We start from the raw sequence: 15,892 nt of genomic DNA on the forward strand, positions 1-15,892 counted from the left end.
TTTATTTAAATTTTCTCCACCACATCCAATTCCACTTTCAAATTATTGATAATGAACGTTTGTCTGTCAGGCGTGTTTTTTCCCATGTAAAACTCTAGTAACGTTTCAATTGATGTGGCCTTATCTAACATCACAGGATCTAATCGGATGCTTTCACCAATGAAATTCTTAAACTCATCGGGAGAAATTTCTCCCAAACCTTTAAATCGGGTGATTTCGGGTTTTGGCTTGAGTTTTTCGATAGCATTTACGCGTTCTTCTTCGCTGTAGCAATAAATGGTTTCCTTTTTATTTCGCACTCGGAACAATGGTGTTTGCAAAATATATAAATGTCCATCTTTAATTAATTCTGGGAAAAACTGCAAGAAAAACGTAATCAATAACAATCGAATATGCATTCCATCCACATCGGCATCGGTTGCAATTACGATATTATTGTATCGCAAATCTCCCATGTCTTCTTCAATATCCAAAGCCGCTTGTAGCAAGTTAAATTCTTCGTTTTCATACACAATTTTTTTGGTCATGCCATAGGAATTCAATGGTTTTCCACGTAAACTGAAAACAGCTTGAGTATTGACATCACGCGATTTAGTAATAGAACCCGAAGCCGAATCTCCTTCGGTGATGAAAAGTGTACTTTCTAAACTTCTCGGATTTTTAGCGTCGGTTAAATGCACACGACAATCGCGTAATTTTTTATTGTGAAGACTGGCTTTTTTGGCTCTGTCTTTGGCTAATTTTCTAATTCCCGAGAGTTCTTTTCGTTCTCGTTCGGCCTGAAGGATTTTGCGTAATAACTGGTCGGCTATTTCTGGATTTTTATGTAAAAAATTATCGAGTTTGGTTTTGATAAAATCATTTACGAACGTTCGTACCGATGGACCATTCGGACCAATTTCTGTTGAACCCAATTTGGTTTTGGTTTGGCTTTCAAAAACAGGTTCTTCAACTTTTATAGAAACTGCCGAAACAATTGATTTTCGTATATCAGAAGCTTCAAAAGGTTTGTTATAAAACTCTTTGATGGTTTTTACAATCGCTTCGCGAAATGCACCTAGATGCGTTCCTCCTTGTGTCGTATTTTGTCCGTTTACAAAGGAATGGTATTCTTCTGAATATTGTGATTTACTGTGTGTCAGTGCCACTTCAATATCTTCGCCTAGCAAATGAATAATCGGATAAACCATATCGTCCTCGTGAATGGCTTCTTCCAACAAATCCTTTAAACCGTTATCCGAATAATACTTTTCGCCATTGTAATAAATGGTTAATCCTGTATTTAAATAACAGTAATTTTTGAGCATCTTGATGATATACTCATTACGGTATTTATAGTTTTTGAAAATCGTTTCATCAGCAATAAAAGAAACTTTTGTTCCTCTTCTTTTGGTAGATTCTACAACATCTTCCTCAATAGTTAGATTTCCAGCAGAAAACTCAGCGGCTTTTTGTTGGTTATCACGAACGGATTCAACTCGAAAATAATTAGACAACGCATTTACTGCTTTGGTACCAACACCATTTAAACCAACCGATTTTTTAAAGGCTTTGGAGTCGTATTTTCCACCAGTATTCATTTTGGAAACTACGTCAACCACTTTTCCTAAAGGAATTCCACGACCATAATCACGAACAGTGACCAATTTGTCTTTGATGGTAACTTCAATAACTTTTCCTGCACCCATGACAAATTCATCGATACAGTTGTCTAAAGTTTCTTTAAGCAATATATAAATTCCATCATCAGGCGATGAACCATCACCAAGTTTCCCAATGTACATTCCGGGACGCATTCTGATGTGTTCTTTCCAGTCGAGTGAACGGATATTGTCTTCGGTATATTGATTTTGTTCAGGCATTTTAAAACTATCGATTTTTCGCTAATATAGTGGAAATCGAGAGAAAATAATAACGGTAAATAGAGAAGTTATCAATAATGATATTGACAATAAAAGATTGAAATTAAAGAGTGTAATATTTTCTCAATTTCATATTGAGTTCTTTTGGATTAAATGGTTTTATGATGTATTCATTAATACCAATTTGAAGCGCTCTATCTAAATATCCAAAAGAAGCTGATGCTGTTAATGCTACAATTGGTATCATTTTATCTGTCTCTCTGATGATTGTAGTGGCTTCATAACCATCCATCACTGGCATTGATAAATCCATTAAAATGACATCATATTTATTAGTATTAAATTTTTCAACACCTACAAGTCCATTTTCTGCTAAATCTACTTCAACATCCCATTGACCCATGATTTTTTGAGCAATTTTGATGTTTATTAAATTATCTTCTACTAGTAAAACTTTCAATCCTTTAAGATTTTCTTCCTTGTAATTTTCCTGTAAATCATTTGTATTGACTGCCACCAATTTTCTATCAATAGGAAGTCGTAATGTGAAGTTAAAATTTGTTCCAACGCCTATTTCACTTTCAACAAAAATATCTGAACCTAATAGATGTAATAATTTTTTTGTAATGGAAAGACCTAATCCAGTTCCTCCAAATTGTCTTGACGTTCTTGTTTCGGCTTGTGAAAATTTTTCGAAAATAGTTTGAAATTTTTCTTTGTCAATGCCTATTCCGGTATCTATTATCTCCACTTTAAAAGTCGAATAATTTTCTATAACTGCTAGTTGATTTAGTTTGATTTTTATAGTTCCATCTTGGGTAAATTTGATAGCATTTGACACCAAGTTTGTGATAATCTGATTAATTCTGAGAGGATCACTTATTAAATTTGGCACAAAATCATCAGCAACAATTATTTCAATTGTATTGAGGTTTTCAGAAGCTCTTGCTTGCATTGATTTTGTAATTTGATTTACTAAATCAATCAAATTGAAAGGGATTCTCTCGATATCAACTTTACCTGCTTCAATTTTATTGAAGTCTAAAATATCATTGATTAATAAAAATAAGTTTTGGGCTGAATTTTTTAAAACTTCAATATTTTCATGAAAACTTTGCAAGGAATTTTCTTTTTCCATGATATAAACCAAACCAATAATTGCATTGAGTGGCGTTCTAATTTCATGACTCATAATAGACAAAAACTCCGATTTAGCTTCATTAGCATCTTCAGCAACCGTTTTGGCTATGTTTAACTGTTCTTGAAATTCTTTTTTAATTTCGATTTCTCGATTAAGAATTTTAATTAAGTTCAGTAAATTATCTTCTCCTTCTAGGTTGACACCATCAACATTAAGTTGCTTAATAGCTTCTACCAACTTTTTTTCAAATAAGTCTCTTTTAGCTATTTCGTCTTTTAACTTTTTATTCATTTCCAAATATTCTTTGTCATTCAAACGAGCTGATTGCTCAAATAACTCAGAATCTTTTTCATAATTTAAATACGTTTGATTGATAACGTCAATAAAAGCAGATAGTTCAGGATTTTCATTAATAGTGTGTTCTGATAAATATTTATTTATCTGACGATTAAGATGTCTATGTAAATTTGGTTTTTCCATTTAACTATTCATCTTCATACATTGTAGTAATTGTCATGGTTTGATTGTGAAGTTCACAAGCAACATTCTTTAATGTTGGAGAAATTTCTCCGTAGGAATAAAAACCACATAAAAGCGTGTTCTCTCCAAATACATCTCGAATTACTTCAAGCTCTTCTTCTATTCTTTCGCCTAAAACAATTCTTCTGCCTACACAACTAACCAAAAGTGCTAATTGATTTCTATCGGTTGATTTCTTCTTAATTTTATAAGCCGCTGTTGATGCTGCATCAATCAATTTATCGATATTTCCTTTCATCAATCTTACCATTGAACCTTGTGGAATATTACCAGCAAATGTCATTGATTTATTTTCCTCATTTATCGCTAATATTGTTCTAACTACTGTTGCTGTTTCGGCATTTTCTTTCATAGAAAGAGGAAAATATAAAGATGAACCTGGTAATTCTTCGGCATATTTACCCAAATATTCTTTATACAAATCTAATGCAAAACGGTCACCTATTTTGTATAAAACATTTTTTTCTGATGAAGTAACTTCTCGTTCTGGACCAAAATCTCCCCAACCACCTTCTGAAGCATAATCAAAATGAATGTTGTTTCCATAAAATCCTATTGCGACAATTTTCCCAGGTGTTGCATCAGCATTTAATCCTACTATTGTTTTTTCAAAATTATATTCATCACCTGCTAAACCTCCAAAAATCGGTATTGATTTATTGGTTTGTGCTATCAATTCATTAATCAATTCCGTTCCGTTAACTAAACTTCCCTCGGATAAAATCAGAATGGACTTTAAATCTTCAGATGATAAATCATTCTTAATTTTTTTGCCTAAATCGTTTAGGTCACTATTTAATAAAATATCTATTTGAGTTGTTTTTACTTTTGTTTTTTCAAATGAAATGGCTGTTACAACAATATCACTTTCAATATTACATGAATTGGAAATTTGTCCAGATGAGGAACACATTACAATATCAGCGTTAGGATATCTTTCGTTTAATTTTTGGTATGGTAAGGTTTCCTCCAATAGAGTTCGTTGACCGAAAGCTAGAACTAAATTAACATCTTTAGACTCTAAACTATGTGAGTTGGCGATAATTTTTTGATTATTTAATTTATCAATAATCAATTGTTTAAATTTCATATCATCAATTATTTAGAGATGGGATTATAAAGAAAAGAAAAGATAATGTAACAAACAAAAAAACCTGCAAATTAATTTACAGGTTTTAGTATTTAGGGATGTTTCTAATTTTACACATTAAAACGGAAATGCATCACATCTCCATCTTTTACGATATATTCTTTTCCTTCTACTCTAAGTTTTCCTGCTTCTTTGACTTTAGCTTCGGAACCATAATGAGCAAAATCCTCAAAAGCGATAACTTCGGCACGGATAAATCCTTTTTCGAAATCAGTATGGATAACTCCTGCTGCTTTTGGTGCTGTGTCGCCCACGTTAATTGTCCAAGCGCGCACTTCTTTTACACCAGCGGTAAAATAGGTTTGTAGTTTCAATAATTTATAAGCTGCACGAATTAAAACCGCCGAACCTGGCTCTGTTAATCCCATATCTTCTAGAAAAACTTGACGTTCTTCATAGCTTTCTAACTCAGTAATATCGGCTTCTGCTCCTACTGAAAGTACAATTACTTCTGCATCTTCATCTTTCACCAATTCACGAACTTGTTCAACGTATCTATTTCCATTAACCGCTGAAGCTTCATCAACGTTACAAACATACAAAACGGGTTTGTTTGTTATCAATTGAAAATCTTGCATCAATTCTTCCTCATCTTGATTTTGAGGAACAACTGTTCTTGCTGATTTTGCTTGCAATAAATTTTCGCGAATTCTATCTAAAAGTACTTTTTCTGTTTGCGCTTCTTTATTCCCTGTTTTAGCGGCACGATTTACTTTTTCTAAACGTTTTTCTACCGTTTCTAAGTCTTTTAACTGCAACTCAATATCTATAGTTTCTTTATCGCGAATCGGGTTTACATTGCCATCAACATGCACAATATTATCATTGTCAAAACAACGCAAAACATGAATAATAGCATTACATTCTCTAATATTTCCCAAAAATTGGTTTCCTAATCCTTCGCCTTTACTTGCTCCTTTTACCAATCCTGCAATGTCAACTATATCAACAGTTGCCATTTGAACGCGTTCAGGTTTTACTAATTCCTCTAATTTATTTATTCTTGGGTCAGGAACATTTACCACACCAATGTTAGGTTCGATGGTACAAAACGGAAAGTTGGCACTTTGCGCTTTTGCATTAGACAAACAATTAAATAAAGTTGATTTTCCAACATTGGGTAATCCTACAATTCCTGCTTTCATATCTTTTTGATATTGATTTTTTATTTGTGATATGTAACGCTAAAGCGTTTCATTTTAAGTTTTATTTTTAAAAGTGTGCAAATATAAGATATTAAAATCAAGTTTCAATGAAATGAAATGGAGGGAAATTTGATTAGTATTCTAATAGGATTTGGCTGCCATTACTTCAATAATTTTCTCCTCTTCTTCGGTAGAAGTTAGTCCAGAGATATCCCAATAATTAGTTAGAATGACATTTTTTTTATTGTAGAGTGTTTTGTCTTTAAAGACTTCACTTTCTTTATACTCGAAGTTTTGAGTGCTAAAAAAGGTTGTTACAAAGTAATTTCTAACCTCAATATCTGTTTTTTTATCTCTATCAATTCTTTCAAAACCAATTTCCTCTTGCGAACTAACTAAATAATAGTTTACATCATCAATTCTGTAGATTGTTTTGAATATTGATTTATAAATATTTTTTGAACCTACCATTTTCTTTTCTCGTGTATTGGCAAGAGTTGAGGGTGAAATAGTAGAACTTACTTCTACAATTACTTTTTTCTTATTGTCATAGATTATTTTAAAATCATCACGAAGTTCTTTAGTCTTATCTATTGGAGTTACTAGCATCACATTATAATCTGCATTGGCAGTGTATCCTTTAATGACATAATCATATTGCTTTATAGCTTTAGTTTCCAAAATGGGAAGTAAATACTTGAAGTTATAATAATTTTGCATGATATCATTCAAATTATAACCCAAAACTTCGGCTCCAATAGCATCATTTACCAATCCAAAAGACCTATTTTGTTCAACTAAAATAGTGCTTTTGAATTTATTGTTTTTACCTGTTAATTGGAAATTTAGGAGACCATCATTGTAATAAGCATGTGCTCCATCTTGCTTAAAAAATTCTCTCGAATACACTTTCAATCGCGCGGGAGAAGTCAATTTCTTGATAGAATTTTCAACAATTGATTTTAAGATTTTCTGTGGATGTTGTTTCGTCACAATGATTTCGTCCAAATCATTAATATTGCTCTTGAGATAAATGATGTAATCTGTTTTTTGCAATGCCGATGAACGAACAGTAACACTGAGATATGAGGAATGTGTAACTTGAATATTTGAAGTGCCATTGAGCTCAAATGTTATTTTTCCTTCTGCATTACTCAATAATGTTTGTTTCGTTTTTAAAATATAAACAGTCGCAGATTCTATAGGAAGATTACTGGCAGCATCAATTAAAATAATTGACTTTTCGGTAGTTTGTGAAAAACCAATTAAACTAAAAATCAGTAAGAATACGAGGTAGATTTTCTTCATAGTTACTTTGGCTTTCAACAAATTTAATAAAAAACAATAGATTTTCCATAAGAAAAAAGCGATTAGACGAAAAATTAATATTGATAATAATAATTGTATATTGCATGACATTAACTTTTAATCAACCTTATTTATGAAAAAAACTACCCTATTTTTTTGTTTAATTCCGTTTGGTTTTGTTTTTGCACAAAACAATCCAACGGCAACACAACCAGACACGACAAAAGTGCAACAGTTACAAGAAGTTCAAATTGTAGGTTCTAGAAATATCAAACGAACTAATGTAAATTCGGCAGTGCCAATTGATATTATCGATGTAAAAAGTGTTACTACTCAAAGCGGGAAACTGGAAATTAATGAATTACTTCAGTATGCAGCACCTTCTTTTAATGCAAATAAACAATCCGGTTCAGATGGCGCAGATCATGTTGATCCTGCATCATTAAGAGGAATGGGTCCAGACCAAACCTTAGTTTTAATTAATGGAAAACGTAGACATCAATCTTCGTTAATCAATTTATTTGGTACTCGTGGTCGTGGAAATACAGGAACCGATTTGAATGCTATACCAGCAAGTTCAATCAAAAGAATAGAAATTCTTCGCGATGGCGCTGCGGCACAATATGGTTCAGATGCGATTGCTGGTGTAATCAATATTGTTTTAAATGACAATGTTGATGAATTAACTGGAACTATTAGTTATGGTGTTTACAATACCAATGCTAATGGTGATTTTCCAGCTGGAACTGCCAATACTGGCGACAATTATCTTGACACTAATGCTGATGGAAATAAAACAACCAATGGCAAAAGTTTTGATGGTAACTCTATAAAAGTTACTACCAATTACGGAACCAAAGTTGGTGACAAAGGAGGTTTTGCCAATTTCACCGCAGAGTACATTGGTAAAGACAAAACACTACGTCCAGGTTTTGATTTTAGAAGAGGTTTTGGAGAAGCAGCCATTGAAGGATTTAACTTTTTTGTAAATGCCGCTATTCCAATTTCAGACAAAACAAAGTTTTACGCTTTTGGTGGTAGAAATTATAGAGATACTGATGCTTATGCCTTTACCAGAAATAATCCATCGGCTAGAATTGTTACCAGTATTTATCCTAACGGATTTACACCAAGAATTACATCTCTCATTATTGACAACTCTATTTCGGCTGGTTTTAGAACAGAAATGGCGAGTGGCTGGAAATTAGATATTAGTAATACTTATGGGAAAAACTTATTCCACTATTACATCAAAGGGACATTAAATGCTTCCTTAGAAGAAGCATCACCAACAGATTTTGATGCTGGTGGACATACTTTAAGTCAAAATACGGTAAATTTAGATTTGTCAAAAAATTACGATTCAATCTTAAATGGTTTTAACTTGGCTTTTGGTGGTGAATATAGAACAGAACAATTTACCATTTTTGCTGGTGAAGAAGCTTCTTATGCAACCTACGATGTAAATGGACAAGTAGTTACCGATCCAGTGAATCAAACTATCCCGATTGATCCAGAAACTGGTGATACAAGACCTGGTGGTGCTCAAGGATTTCCTGGTTATAGTCCGGCAAATGCTGTAAATAGAGGACGTTCCAATGTTTCTTTATATGCAGATGGAGAATTAGATGTTTCTAATAATTTCATGGTTACAACAGCTTTGCGTTTTGAAAACTACAGTGATTTTGGAAGTACTATAAACGGAAAATTAGCTGCAAGATTAAAAACTGGAGCTAATATTAATTTTAGAGGTTCTGTTAGTTCTGGTTTTAGAGCACCATCATTAGCTCAAATTTATTATAATTTACGTTTTACCAATTTCTCTTCAAGTGGTGCTTCTGAAATATTACTTTCTCCAAACAATAGTCCGGTAACACAAGCTTTTGGTATTGGAAAATTAAAAGAAGAAACTGCTATAAACGGTTCGCTTGGTTTCACAGCAAGCTATGGTGATTTTACAGCGACTTTTGATGGATATTTAGTAAATGTTGATGACCGTATTGTGTTAACAGGATATTTTGATGCCTCTGCGTTGAATATTGGGGTTGACCAAGCCCAATTTTTCGTCAACGGAGTTGATACCAAAACTGTTGGACTTGATGTGGTAATTTCTTGGAAAAAGAAATTTGGCGAAAATTTATTTGGGGCAACTTTGTTAGGAAACATCAATGATATGAAAGTTGATAAAGTGAATAATGGAAATTTAGACGAACAAACATTCTTTGGAGAAAGAGAAAAAGCATTCCTTTTGGCTTCTGCTCCTGATAATAAATTTAGCTTGAATTTAAATTATGCTCGCAAATGGTTTGATGCTGGTTTAGCATTCACCCGTTTTAGTGAAGTGATTTTATTGGATTATCAAATGTATGAAGACGTTGCTGATTATGGTTCATTTGAAAATCAAATTAAAGCAGCAACTGATACCTATGGCGCAAAAATAGTAACCGATTTGACTTTAGGATTTCAACTTTCTAAATCAACAAAACTTAGTATTGGAAGCAACAACCTTTTCAATATTTATCCTGATCAACAAGATGACTGGGTAGAAGCTGGTGGATATTGGGATGCTGTTCAAATGGGATTTGGCGGTGCTTATTACTATGCTAGACTTGGTTTTAAATTCTAATAAAAAATCTTTATAAAAAAATATCCTGAGCTTTAACTCAGGATATTTTTTTTATTCATTGTGTAAAAATGATTGTCGATTAAGAAGCGTTTCTTCACTCTCAACATGATTATCATCGGGAACGCAACAATCCACAGGACAAACAGCCGCACATTGTGGCTCATCATGAAACCCTTTACATTCGGTACATTTTCCTGGTACAATATAATATATATCGTCTGATATTGGAGTTTGAGCCGCATCAGCATCTACTTCGGAACCATCGGGTAAAATTACTTTTCCTTTTAATTTGGTTCCATCTTTGTATCGCCAATCGTCAGCACCTTCATAAATAGCAGTATTTGGACATTCTGGTTCACATGCACCACAGTTGATACATTCGTCAGTTATAATGATTGCCATAGCTAATTTTTAATTAATTTTGTGCAAAATTACAATCAAAACCATTCATAAACAAGTAAACAAATGTTACAAATTCATAAAAAAAAATGTTTTGTTGAATTAGGGAAGTTTTTAAGCCAGTTTTCATTAGATAAAGATATTAGAGACGAAACGGTTCTTCATAATGATTTGTTCTTTGATGACTTTGTTAACTTAATTAAATTATCGAAATCACATAATGGTTGGTTTACCCCGGAACAAGTGTATTACGCTATTCAATCATGGGCAAAAGCCCTGCAAGAAGACAATATTAATCAATGGATTTCATCCTATGATTTTTCAAAAACAGAACCTAAAACTGTTGGTTTGATACTCGCTGGAAATATTCCGCTTGTTGGTTTTCACGATTTTCTTTCTGTGCTGATTTCAGGACATAACGTTTTGGTAAAAACATCTTCAAACGATCAACATCTGATTAAATTTTTAGCCAAATATCTAATTGCAGTAAATCCTGAAATTGAAAATTGCATCACATTTACAGACGGAAAATTGGAAAACTTTGATGCTGTCATTGCCACAGGAAGTAACAATACCGCACGCTATTTTGAATATTATTTTAAAGACAAACCAAGTATTATACGTAAAAACAGAAACTCCGTTGCCGTTTTAACTGGTAACGAAACGCATGAAGATTTGGTTAATTTGGGAGAAGATATTTTCCGTTATTTTGGTTTAGGATGTAGAAATGTTTCTAAACTATTTGTGCCTAAAGAGTATGATTTTCAACCTTTCTTTAAAGCCATATATGAATATAGAGATGTTATTTATTATGAAAAATACTCTAATAATTACGACTATAACAAAGCCGTTTTTTTGATGAGTAATTTCAAATTATTGGATAATGAATTCCTCACGTTGAAAGAAGATAAAAGTTACGCCTCGCCTATTTCATCTGTGTTTTATGAACGATATGAAAATATTGAAGATATAAAAAAACAATTGGAAAATGATGCCGAACATATTCAATGTATTGTTTCAAAAGATGTTTTTGAAAAAAGTATTCCATTTGGAAAAACCCAACAACCCGAACTTTGGGATTATGCTGATAATGTGGATACTTTATTGTTTTTGAATAAACTTTAATTCTTACATTTACAACTAAATATCTGAAATTATGAAAAAAATTATCTTCTGCACATCGTTATTATTTTTTCAGGCATTATTTTCTCAAATAACATTAACTTCATTTAGTCCTAACATTAATCATAGCAGTTTTGGAAAAGCATTAGATGCTTATGGAAATGACATGGTTATTAGTGCTACGAATGGTATGAATTTCATGGACGGAAATAACGTTTTTGTATTTAAAAAAAATGGTAGTATAATAAATCAAGAAACGTTTTTCACAACACCATCCGATGGAATTGCGAGTGATGGTTTTGGTAACACAGTTTCCATAGATAATGATTTTATTGCCGTTGGTTCTCCATTTCATGATGAAGTGTCATCCAATGCTGGAGCGGTTTATCTTTATAGAAAAGTAGCAAACAGTTGGCAATTTATTCAAAAAATAACAGCTTTTGATGGCATTGCAGACGATTATTTTGGTTATGATGTCAAAGTATACAACAACCAACTTTTTGTAACCGCCATTGACGATGAACCAACGGGACAACCAACAGCATTAAATAACGGAGCTGTTTATGTGTATAATTTTAATGGTTTAAATTGGGTTTTTTTTCAAAAAATAACACTTGGAGCATCTTATAAATTTGGTGGAAAAATAAAGATTTCAAATAATTCACTAGCCATTTCTTCTGGTTCAACTTTTGCACCTTTAATTAATATTCATACCTATAATTTTAATGGCAGTAATTGGAATTATTCAAATAGTCTTAATCCAACATCAACAGCTGAACAGTATATCTCTGATTTTAATCTTGACAACAACCAACTTTTTGTTTTATTAAGTACAGGATTGAATGCAAACGTAATTATTTATGAAGCAGGTTCAAATATTTGGAATTTGTCATCAACATTAACCAATGTCAATCAAGGTGATAATATAGCAACGACTTTTGTAGTGAAAAACGATATGATGTTTATTGGATCTGGTGCCTATATTCTTCAAATGACCAGAAAATCACCATTATCTTATTATAAAAAAATTAATGGTAATTGGGTATTTCAAGAAGTGATTTATGGAAATGGAAATATTGGGAATGATGATTATTTTGGTTCGAGAATTGCAATAACTGATAATCTTGTTCTTATTGGTGCACCAAATGAAAATTATCCTTTACCCATAGGAAAAGCGTATACTTTTGATACTACATTGGGAATTGATGAAAATACATTAAACGAATTTAAATTGTATCCCAATCCTACAAATGATAAAGTTTTTTTGTCGAACAATTTGGTTAATGAAATACGTTTTATTGATATCTATCAATTTGATGGAAAACTAATCAAACAGGTTAAGTCAAACTCAAATTCTATTTCTTTAAAAGAGTTGAGCAACGGAATTTACCTCTTGAAAATTACAAAAAATAATGGTGTTTCTTTCACAAGAAAAATTGTGAAAAATTAAAATACTACTTCACTATTTTGTTATAAACTAAAACGTTTTCGTTGATAAGATGAACTCATTAAAGCTGATTTCTTATCTCATATTCGTTACCTATTTCCGAAATTTGTGTCATTAAAATTATTATTTGCTCAAGATGAAAAAACACAATTACAGCGCTGGTCCATGCATTTTACCTCAAGAAGTATTTCAAAAATCAGCACAAGCTGTTTTAGATTTTAATAATTCTGGATTATCCATTTTGGAGATATCACATAGAAGCAAAGATTTTGTGGCTGTGATGGAAGAAGCAAGAGCTTTGGTCTTAGAACTTTTAGGTCTTGAAGGAAAAGGATATCAAGCGTTATTTCTTCAAGGTGGAGCAAGTTTAGAGTTCTTAATGGTTCCACAAAACTTGATGAAAGTTGGCGGAAAAGCAGCTTATCTTGACACTGGAACTTGGGCGAACAATGCTATTAAAGAAGCCAAAATTTTTGGTGAAACAGTTGTTGTTGCTTCATCAAAAGAGCAAAATTACAATCATATTCCAACAGATTATAGTATTCCAACTGATGCTAATTATTTTCACTGCACGAGCAACAATACTATTTTTGGAACTCAAATGAAATCATTTCCAAAAACTAATATTCCTGTAGTTTGTGATATGAGTTCTGATATATTTTCAAGAACTTTAGATTTTTCTCAATTTGATTTGATTTATGCTGGTGCTCAAAAAAATATGGGTGCAGCTGGAGCAACATTAGTTGTAGTAAAAGAAGAAATTCTTGGTAAATCAGGTCGAACTATTCCAAGTATTTTGGATTATGAAAAACACATCAAAGCCGATAGTATGTATAATACACCAGCGGTTTTTGCCGTTTATACTTGTCTTTTAACCTTGCAATGGTTGAAAAAGCAAGGGGGAATTGCTGCTATCGAAAAAGTAAACGAAGCCAAAGCTACTTTATTGTACACCGAAATTGATAGAAATCCATTATTCAAAGGAACAGCTGCAGTTAAAGATAGGAGTAACATGAATGCTACTTTCCTACTAGAAAATCCAGAACTTCAAGAATCGTTTGATAAAATGTGGAAAGAAGCTGGTATATCAGGAATAACTGGTCATCGTTCAGTTGGTGGCTATCGTGCTTCAATGTACAATGCTTTGCCAATAGAAAGTGTTCAAGTTCTCGTTGATGTGATGAAAGAATTTGAAAAATTATACAGCACACAAGAACAGTGTTTAGAGAAATAATAATAACAATAAAATAGCATCGAAAGATGCTGAACTAAATTCAGCATAAAAAATGAAAGTATTAGCTAACGACGGAATTTCTAAAAGTGGAATTAACGCATTACACAAAGGTGGTTTTGAAGTAATCACTACCAAAGTGGCTCAAGAGCAAGTAGCCAACTATATCAATTCTCATGATGTATCTGTGATTTTAGTAAGAAGTGCTACCAAAGTGCGAAAAGATATTATTGATGCTTGTCCAGGATTAAAAATCATTGGTCGTGGTGGCGTTGGTATGGATAATATTGATGTGGATTATGCACGTAGCAAAGGAATTCATGTAATTAACACACCAGCTTCATCATCGGAAAGTGTGGCTGAATTGGTATTTGCACATTTGTTTACAGGTGTTCGTTTTTTGCAAGACTCTAATAGAAACATGCCTTTAGAAGGTGATACGAATTTTGATGGTTTGAAAAAAGCGTATGCTGACGGAATTGAACTTCGCGGAAAGACTTTGGGGATTATAGGTTTTGGAAGAATTGGTCAAGCGGTTGCTAAAATGGCATTGGGATTAGGAATGAAAGTTATTGCTGCCGATAAATTTGTTGCTAAAGCAGATGTAAAAGTTGATTTTTACAACGGACAGTTTATCAATGTTGCTTTTGAAACAGAACCATTAGAGGACATTTTTAAACATTCGGACTTCATTACACTTCATGTTCCTGCACAAGAAGGATACGTTATCGGAAAAGAAGAATTTTTATTGATGAAAGACAATGTTGGGATTGTAAATTGTTCTCGTGGTGGCGTAATTGATGAAGTAGCATTGATTGAAGCTTTGGATAATGAAAAAGTATTATTTGCTGGATTAGACGTATTTGAAAACGAACCTACACCAGAAATTCAAATCTTGATGCATCCAAAAATTTCATTGACACCTCATATTGGCGCTGCTACATTGGAAGCACAAGACAGAATTGGAACAGAATTAGCTGAACAAATCATCAGTATATTGAAAGTAGAAAAAGTGTAATTTAAGACACTAATCAAATCTGAAAACCACGTTATTGCGTGGTTTTTTTTATGTTAAAAATGTGGTTCAAACAATTGATTTTTAGTACTTTTATATTAAACAAATGATGATGCGAAAAATAATTCTAGCAGGTTTATTTATTACACTACTAATCGCTTGTAGTTCAACAAAATCAGTTAGCGCAACCAATGGAAAAAATCTTGTTACCAAAACCTCTGATACTATAAAAATAGCAAATGATAGTTTGGAATATGAGATAATGATTATTGATCCGGGTTTTAATCCATGGTTAGCTAGCTATGCAAAACCTAGAGGATTTTATTCCGAATCGTATTTGGAAAACAAGAATCGAATTTATGTTATTGAATGGAACAGCAGAGTAAATCAACCTCAACGCTACTCAAGGAATTTATATGAAATGCGAATTGATTATGAACCTTTTACCCATTATGGTTACGAAGTAAATTACCTGCTTTATAATTATTTTATTTATTTTCAAATAACTAACAAACAACAATTAGCAGGATTTGTTCCAAGTCCATAATAGAGTATATTTGCCAAAATTTTTTTATGTCAAGTTTTAAAGAACGCTGGAATATTAAATCAAATTGGCAAGTTTTTGTCATTATTGTGGTGTTTGCCATTACAGGTTCTTCGGCTGCTTATCTTTCAAAACCCATTTTATCTCTATTTGGAATTATCAAAGGAAGTGTATCAAATTGGGTCTATTATCCTTTATATATAATACTCATTTTTCTCGTGTACCAAGTTTTGTTAGTTAGTTTCGGGTTTCTATTTGGTCAATTCACTTTCTTTTGGGCTTTTGAAAAGAAAATGTTAGTGAGTATGGGATTAGGATTTTTAGTTAAAGACAAAAAAAACCCGAATAAATAATTATCCGGG

The 15,892-nt window shown here is 32.4% G+C and carries 13 protein-coding genes; 7 read left to right on the forward strand and 6 right to left on the reverse strand.

What is annotated here, in order from left to right:
- Positions 1–5 precede the first annotated feature (5 nt).
- From ACSVH2_RS06815 to ACSVH2_RS06835, 5 genes are all read right to left on the reverse strand, one after another.
- Positions 6–1,862, reverse strand: a complete 1,857-nt coding sequence (locus tag ACSVH2_RS06815) for a DNA topoisomerase IV subunit B (protein WP_438092413.1) — start codon at positions 1,860–1,862, stop codon at positions 6–8.
- A gap of 103 nt (positions 1,863–1,965) precedes the next feature.
- Positions 1,966–3,483: an ATP-binding protein gene (locus tag ACSVH2_RS06820; protein ID WP_438092414.1), complete on the reverse strand. Its 1,518-nt coding sequence runs from the start codon at positions 3,481–3,483 to the stop codon at positions 1,966–1,968.
- A 4-nt stretch (positions 3,484–3,487) separates the two neighbouring features.
- Positions 3,488–4,633 (reverse strand): FIST signal transduction protein, encoded by a 1,146-nt coding sequence (locus ACSVH2_RS06825; RefSeq protein ID WP_438092415.1) that lies wholly within the window; start codon positions 4,631–4,633, stop codon positions 3,488–3,490.
- A 110-nt stretch (positions 4,634–4,743) separates the two neighbouring features.
- Positions 4,744–5,838 (reverse strand): redox-regulated ATPase YchF, encoded by a 1,095-nt coding sequence (gene ychF / locus ACSVH2_RS06830; protein WP_438092416.1) that lies wholly within the window; start codon positions 5,836–5,838, stop codon positions 4,744–4,746.
- Positions 5,839–5,979: 141 nt separating this feature from the next.
- Positions 5,980–7,146 (reverse strand): hypothetical protein, encoded by a 1,167-nt coding sequence (locus ACSVH2_RS06835; protein ID WP_438092417.1) that lies wholly within the window; start codon positions 7,144–7,146, stop codon positions 5,980–5,982.
- 133 nt (positions 7,147–7,279) lie between these two features.
- Here ACSVH2_RS06835 and ACSVH2_RS06840 point away from each other — a divergent pair, with 133 nt between their 5' ends.
- On the forward strand, positions 7,280–9,772 hold the full coding sequence (locus ACSVH2_RS06840; RefSeq protein ID WP_438092418.1) for a TonB-dependent receptor plug domain-containing protein: 2,493 nt from the start codon (positions 7,280–7,282) through the stop codon (positions 9,770–9,772).
- Positions 9,773–9,823: 51 nt separating this feature from the next.
- Here ACSVH2_RS06840 and ACSVH2_RS06845 read toward each other — a convergent pair whose 3' ends face one another.
- Positions 9,824–10,174 carry a 4Fe-4S dicluster domain-containing protein gene (locus tag ACSVH2_RS06845; protein ID WP_438092419.1) on the reverse strand — a complete coding sequence of 117 codons (351 nt, stop codon included), beginning with the start codon at positions 10,172–10,174 and terminating at the stop codon, positions 9,824–9,826.
- A 63-nt stretch (positions 10,175–10,237) separates the two neighbouring features.
- On the opposite strand from ACSVH2_RS06845, the gene ACSVH2_RS06850 reads away from it, so the two are divergent.
- The 6 genes from ACSVH2_RS06850 (at position 10,238) to ACSVH2_RS06875 (ending at position 15,883) form a co-directional block, all read left to right on the forward strand.
- Positions 10,238–11,296 (forward strand): acyl-CoA reductase, encoded by a 1,059-nt coding sequence (locus ACSVH2_RS06850; protein WP_438092420.1) that lies wholly within the window; start codon positions 10,238–10,240, stop codon positions 11,294–11,296.
- Positions 11,297–11,327: 31 nt separating this feature from the next.
- On the forward strand, positions 11,328–12,743 hold the full coding sequence (locus ACSVH2_RS06855; protein WP_438092421.1) for a T9SS type A sorting domain-containing protein: 1,416 nt from the start codon (positions 11,328–11,330) through the stop codon (positions 12,741–12,743).
- A 133-nt stretch (positions 12,744–12,876) separates the two neighbouring features.
- Positions 12,877–13,974, forward strand: coding sequence for a 3-phosphoserine/phosphohydroxythreonine transaminase (gene serC, locus ACSVH2_RS06860; protein WP_438092422.1), 1,098 nt, complete (start codon positions 12,877–12,879; stop codon positions 13,972–13,974).
- A 52-nt stretch (positions 13,975–14,026) separates the two neighbouring features.
- Complete coding sequence (locus ACSVH2_RS06865) at positions 14,027–14,989, forward strand: D-2-hydroxyacid dehydrogenase (RefSeq protein WP_438092423.1); 963 nt, start codon at positions 14,027–14,029, stop codon at positions 14,987–14,989.
- A 109-nt stretch (positions 14,990–15,098) separates the two neighbouring features.
- Positions 15,099–15,533 carry a DUF6146 family protein gene (locus ACSVH2_RS06870; RefSeq protein WP_438092424.1) on the forward strand — a complete coding sequence of 145 codons (435 nt, stop codon included), beginning with the start codon at positions 15,099–15,101 and terminating at the stop codon, positions 15,531–15,533.
- A gap of 26 nt (positions 15,534–15,559) precedes the next feature.
- Positions 15,560–15,883 (forward strand): DUF6787 family protein, encoded by a 324-nt coding sequence (locus ACSVH2_RS06875; protein WP_438092425.1) that lies wholly within the window; start codon positions 15,560–15,562, stop codon positions 15,881–15,883.
- Positions 15,884–15,892 lie beyond the last annotated feature (9 nt).

Source organism: Flavobacterium sp. RSB2_4_14 (assembly GCF_051547085.1).
In the GTDB taxonomy this organism is placed as follows: domain Bacteria; phylum Bacteroidota; class Bacteroidia; order Flavobacteriales; family Flavobacteriaceae; genus Flavobacterium.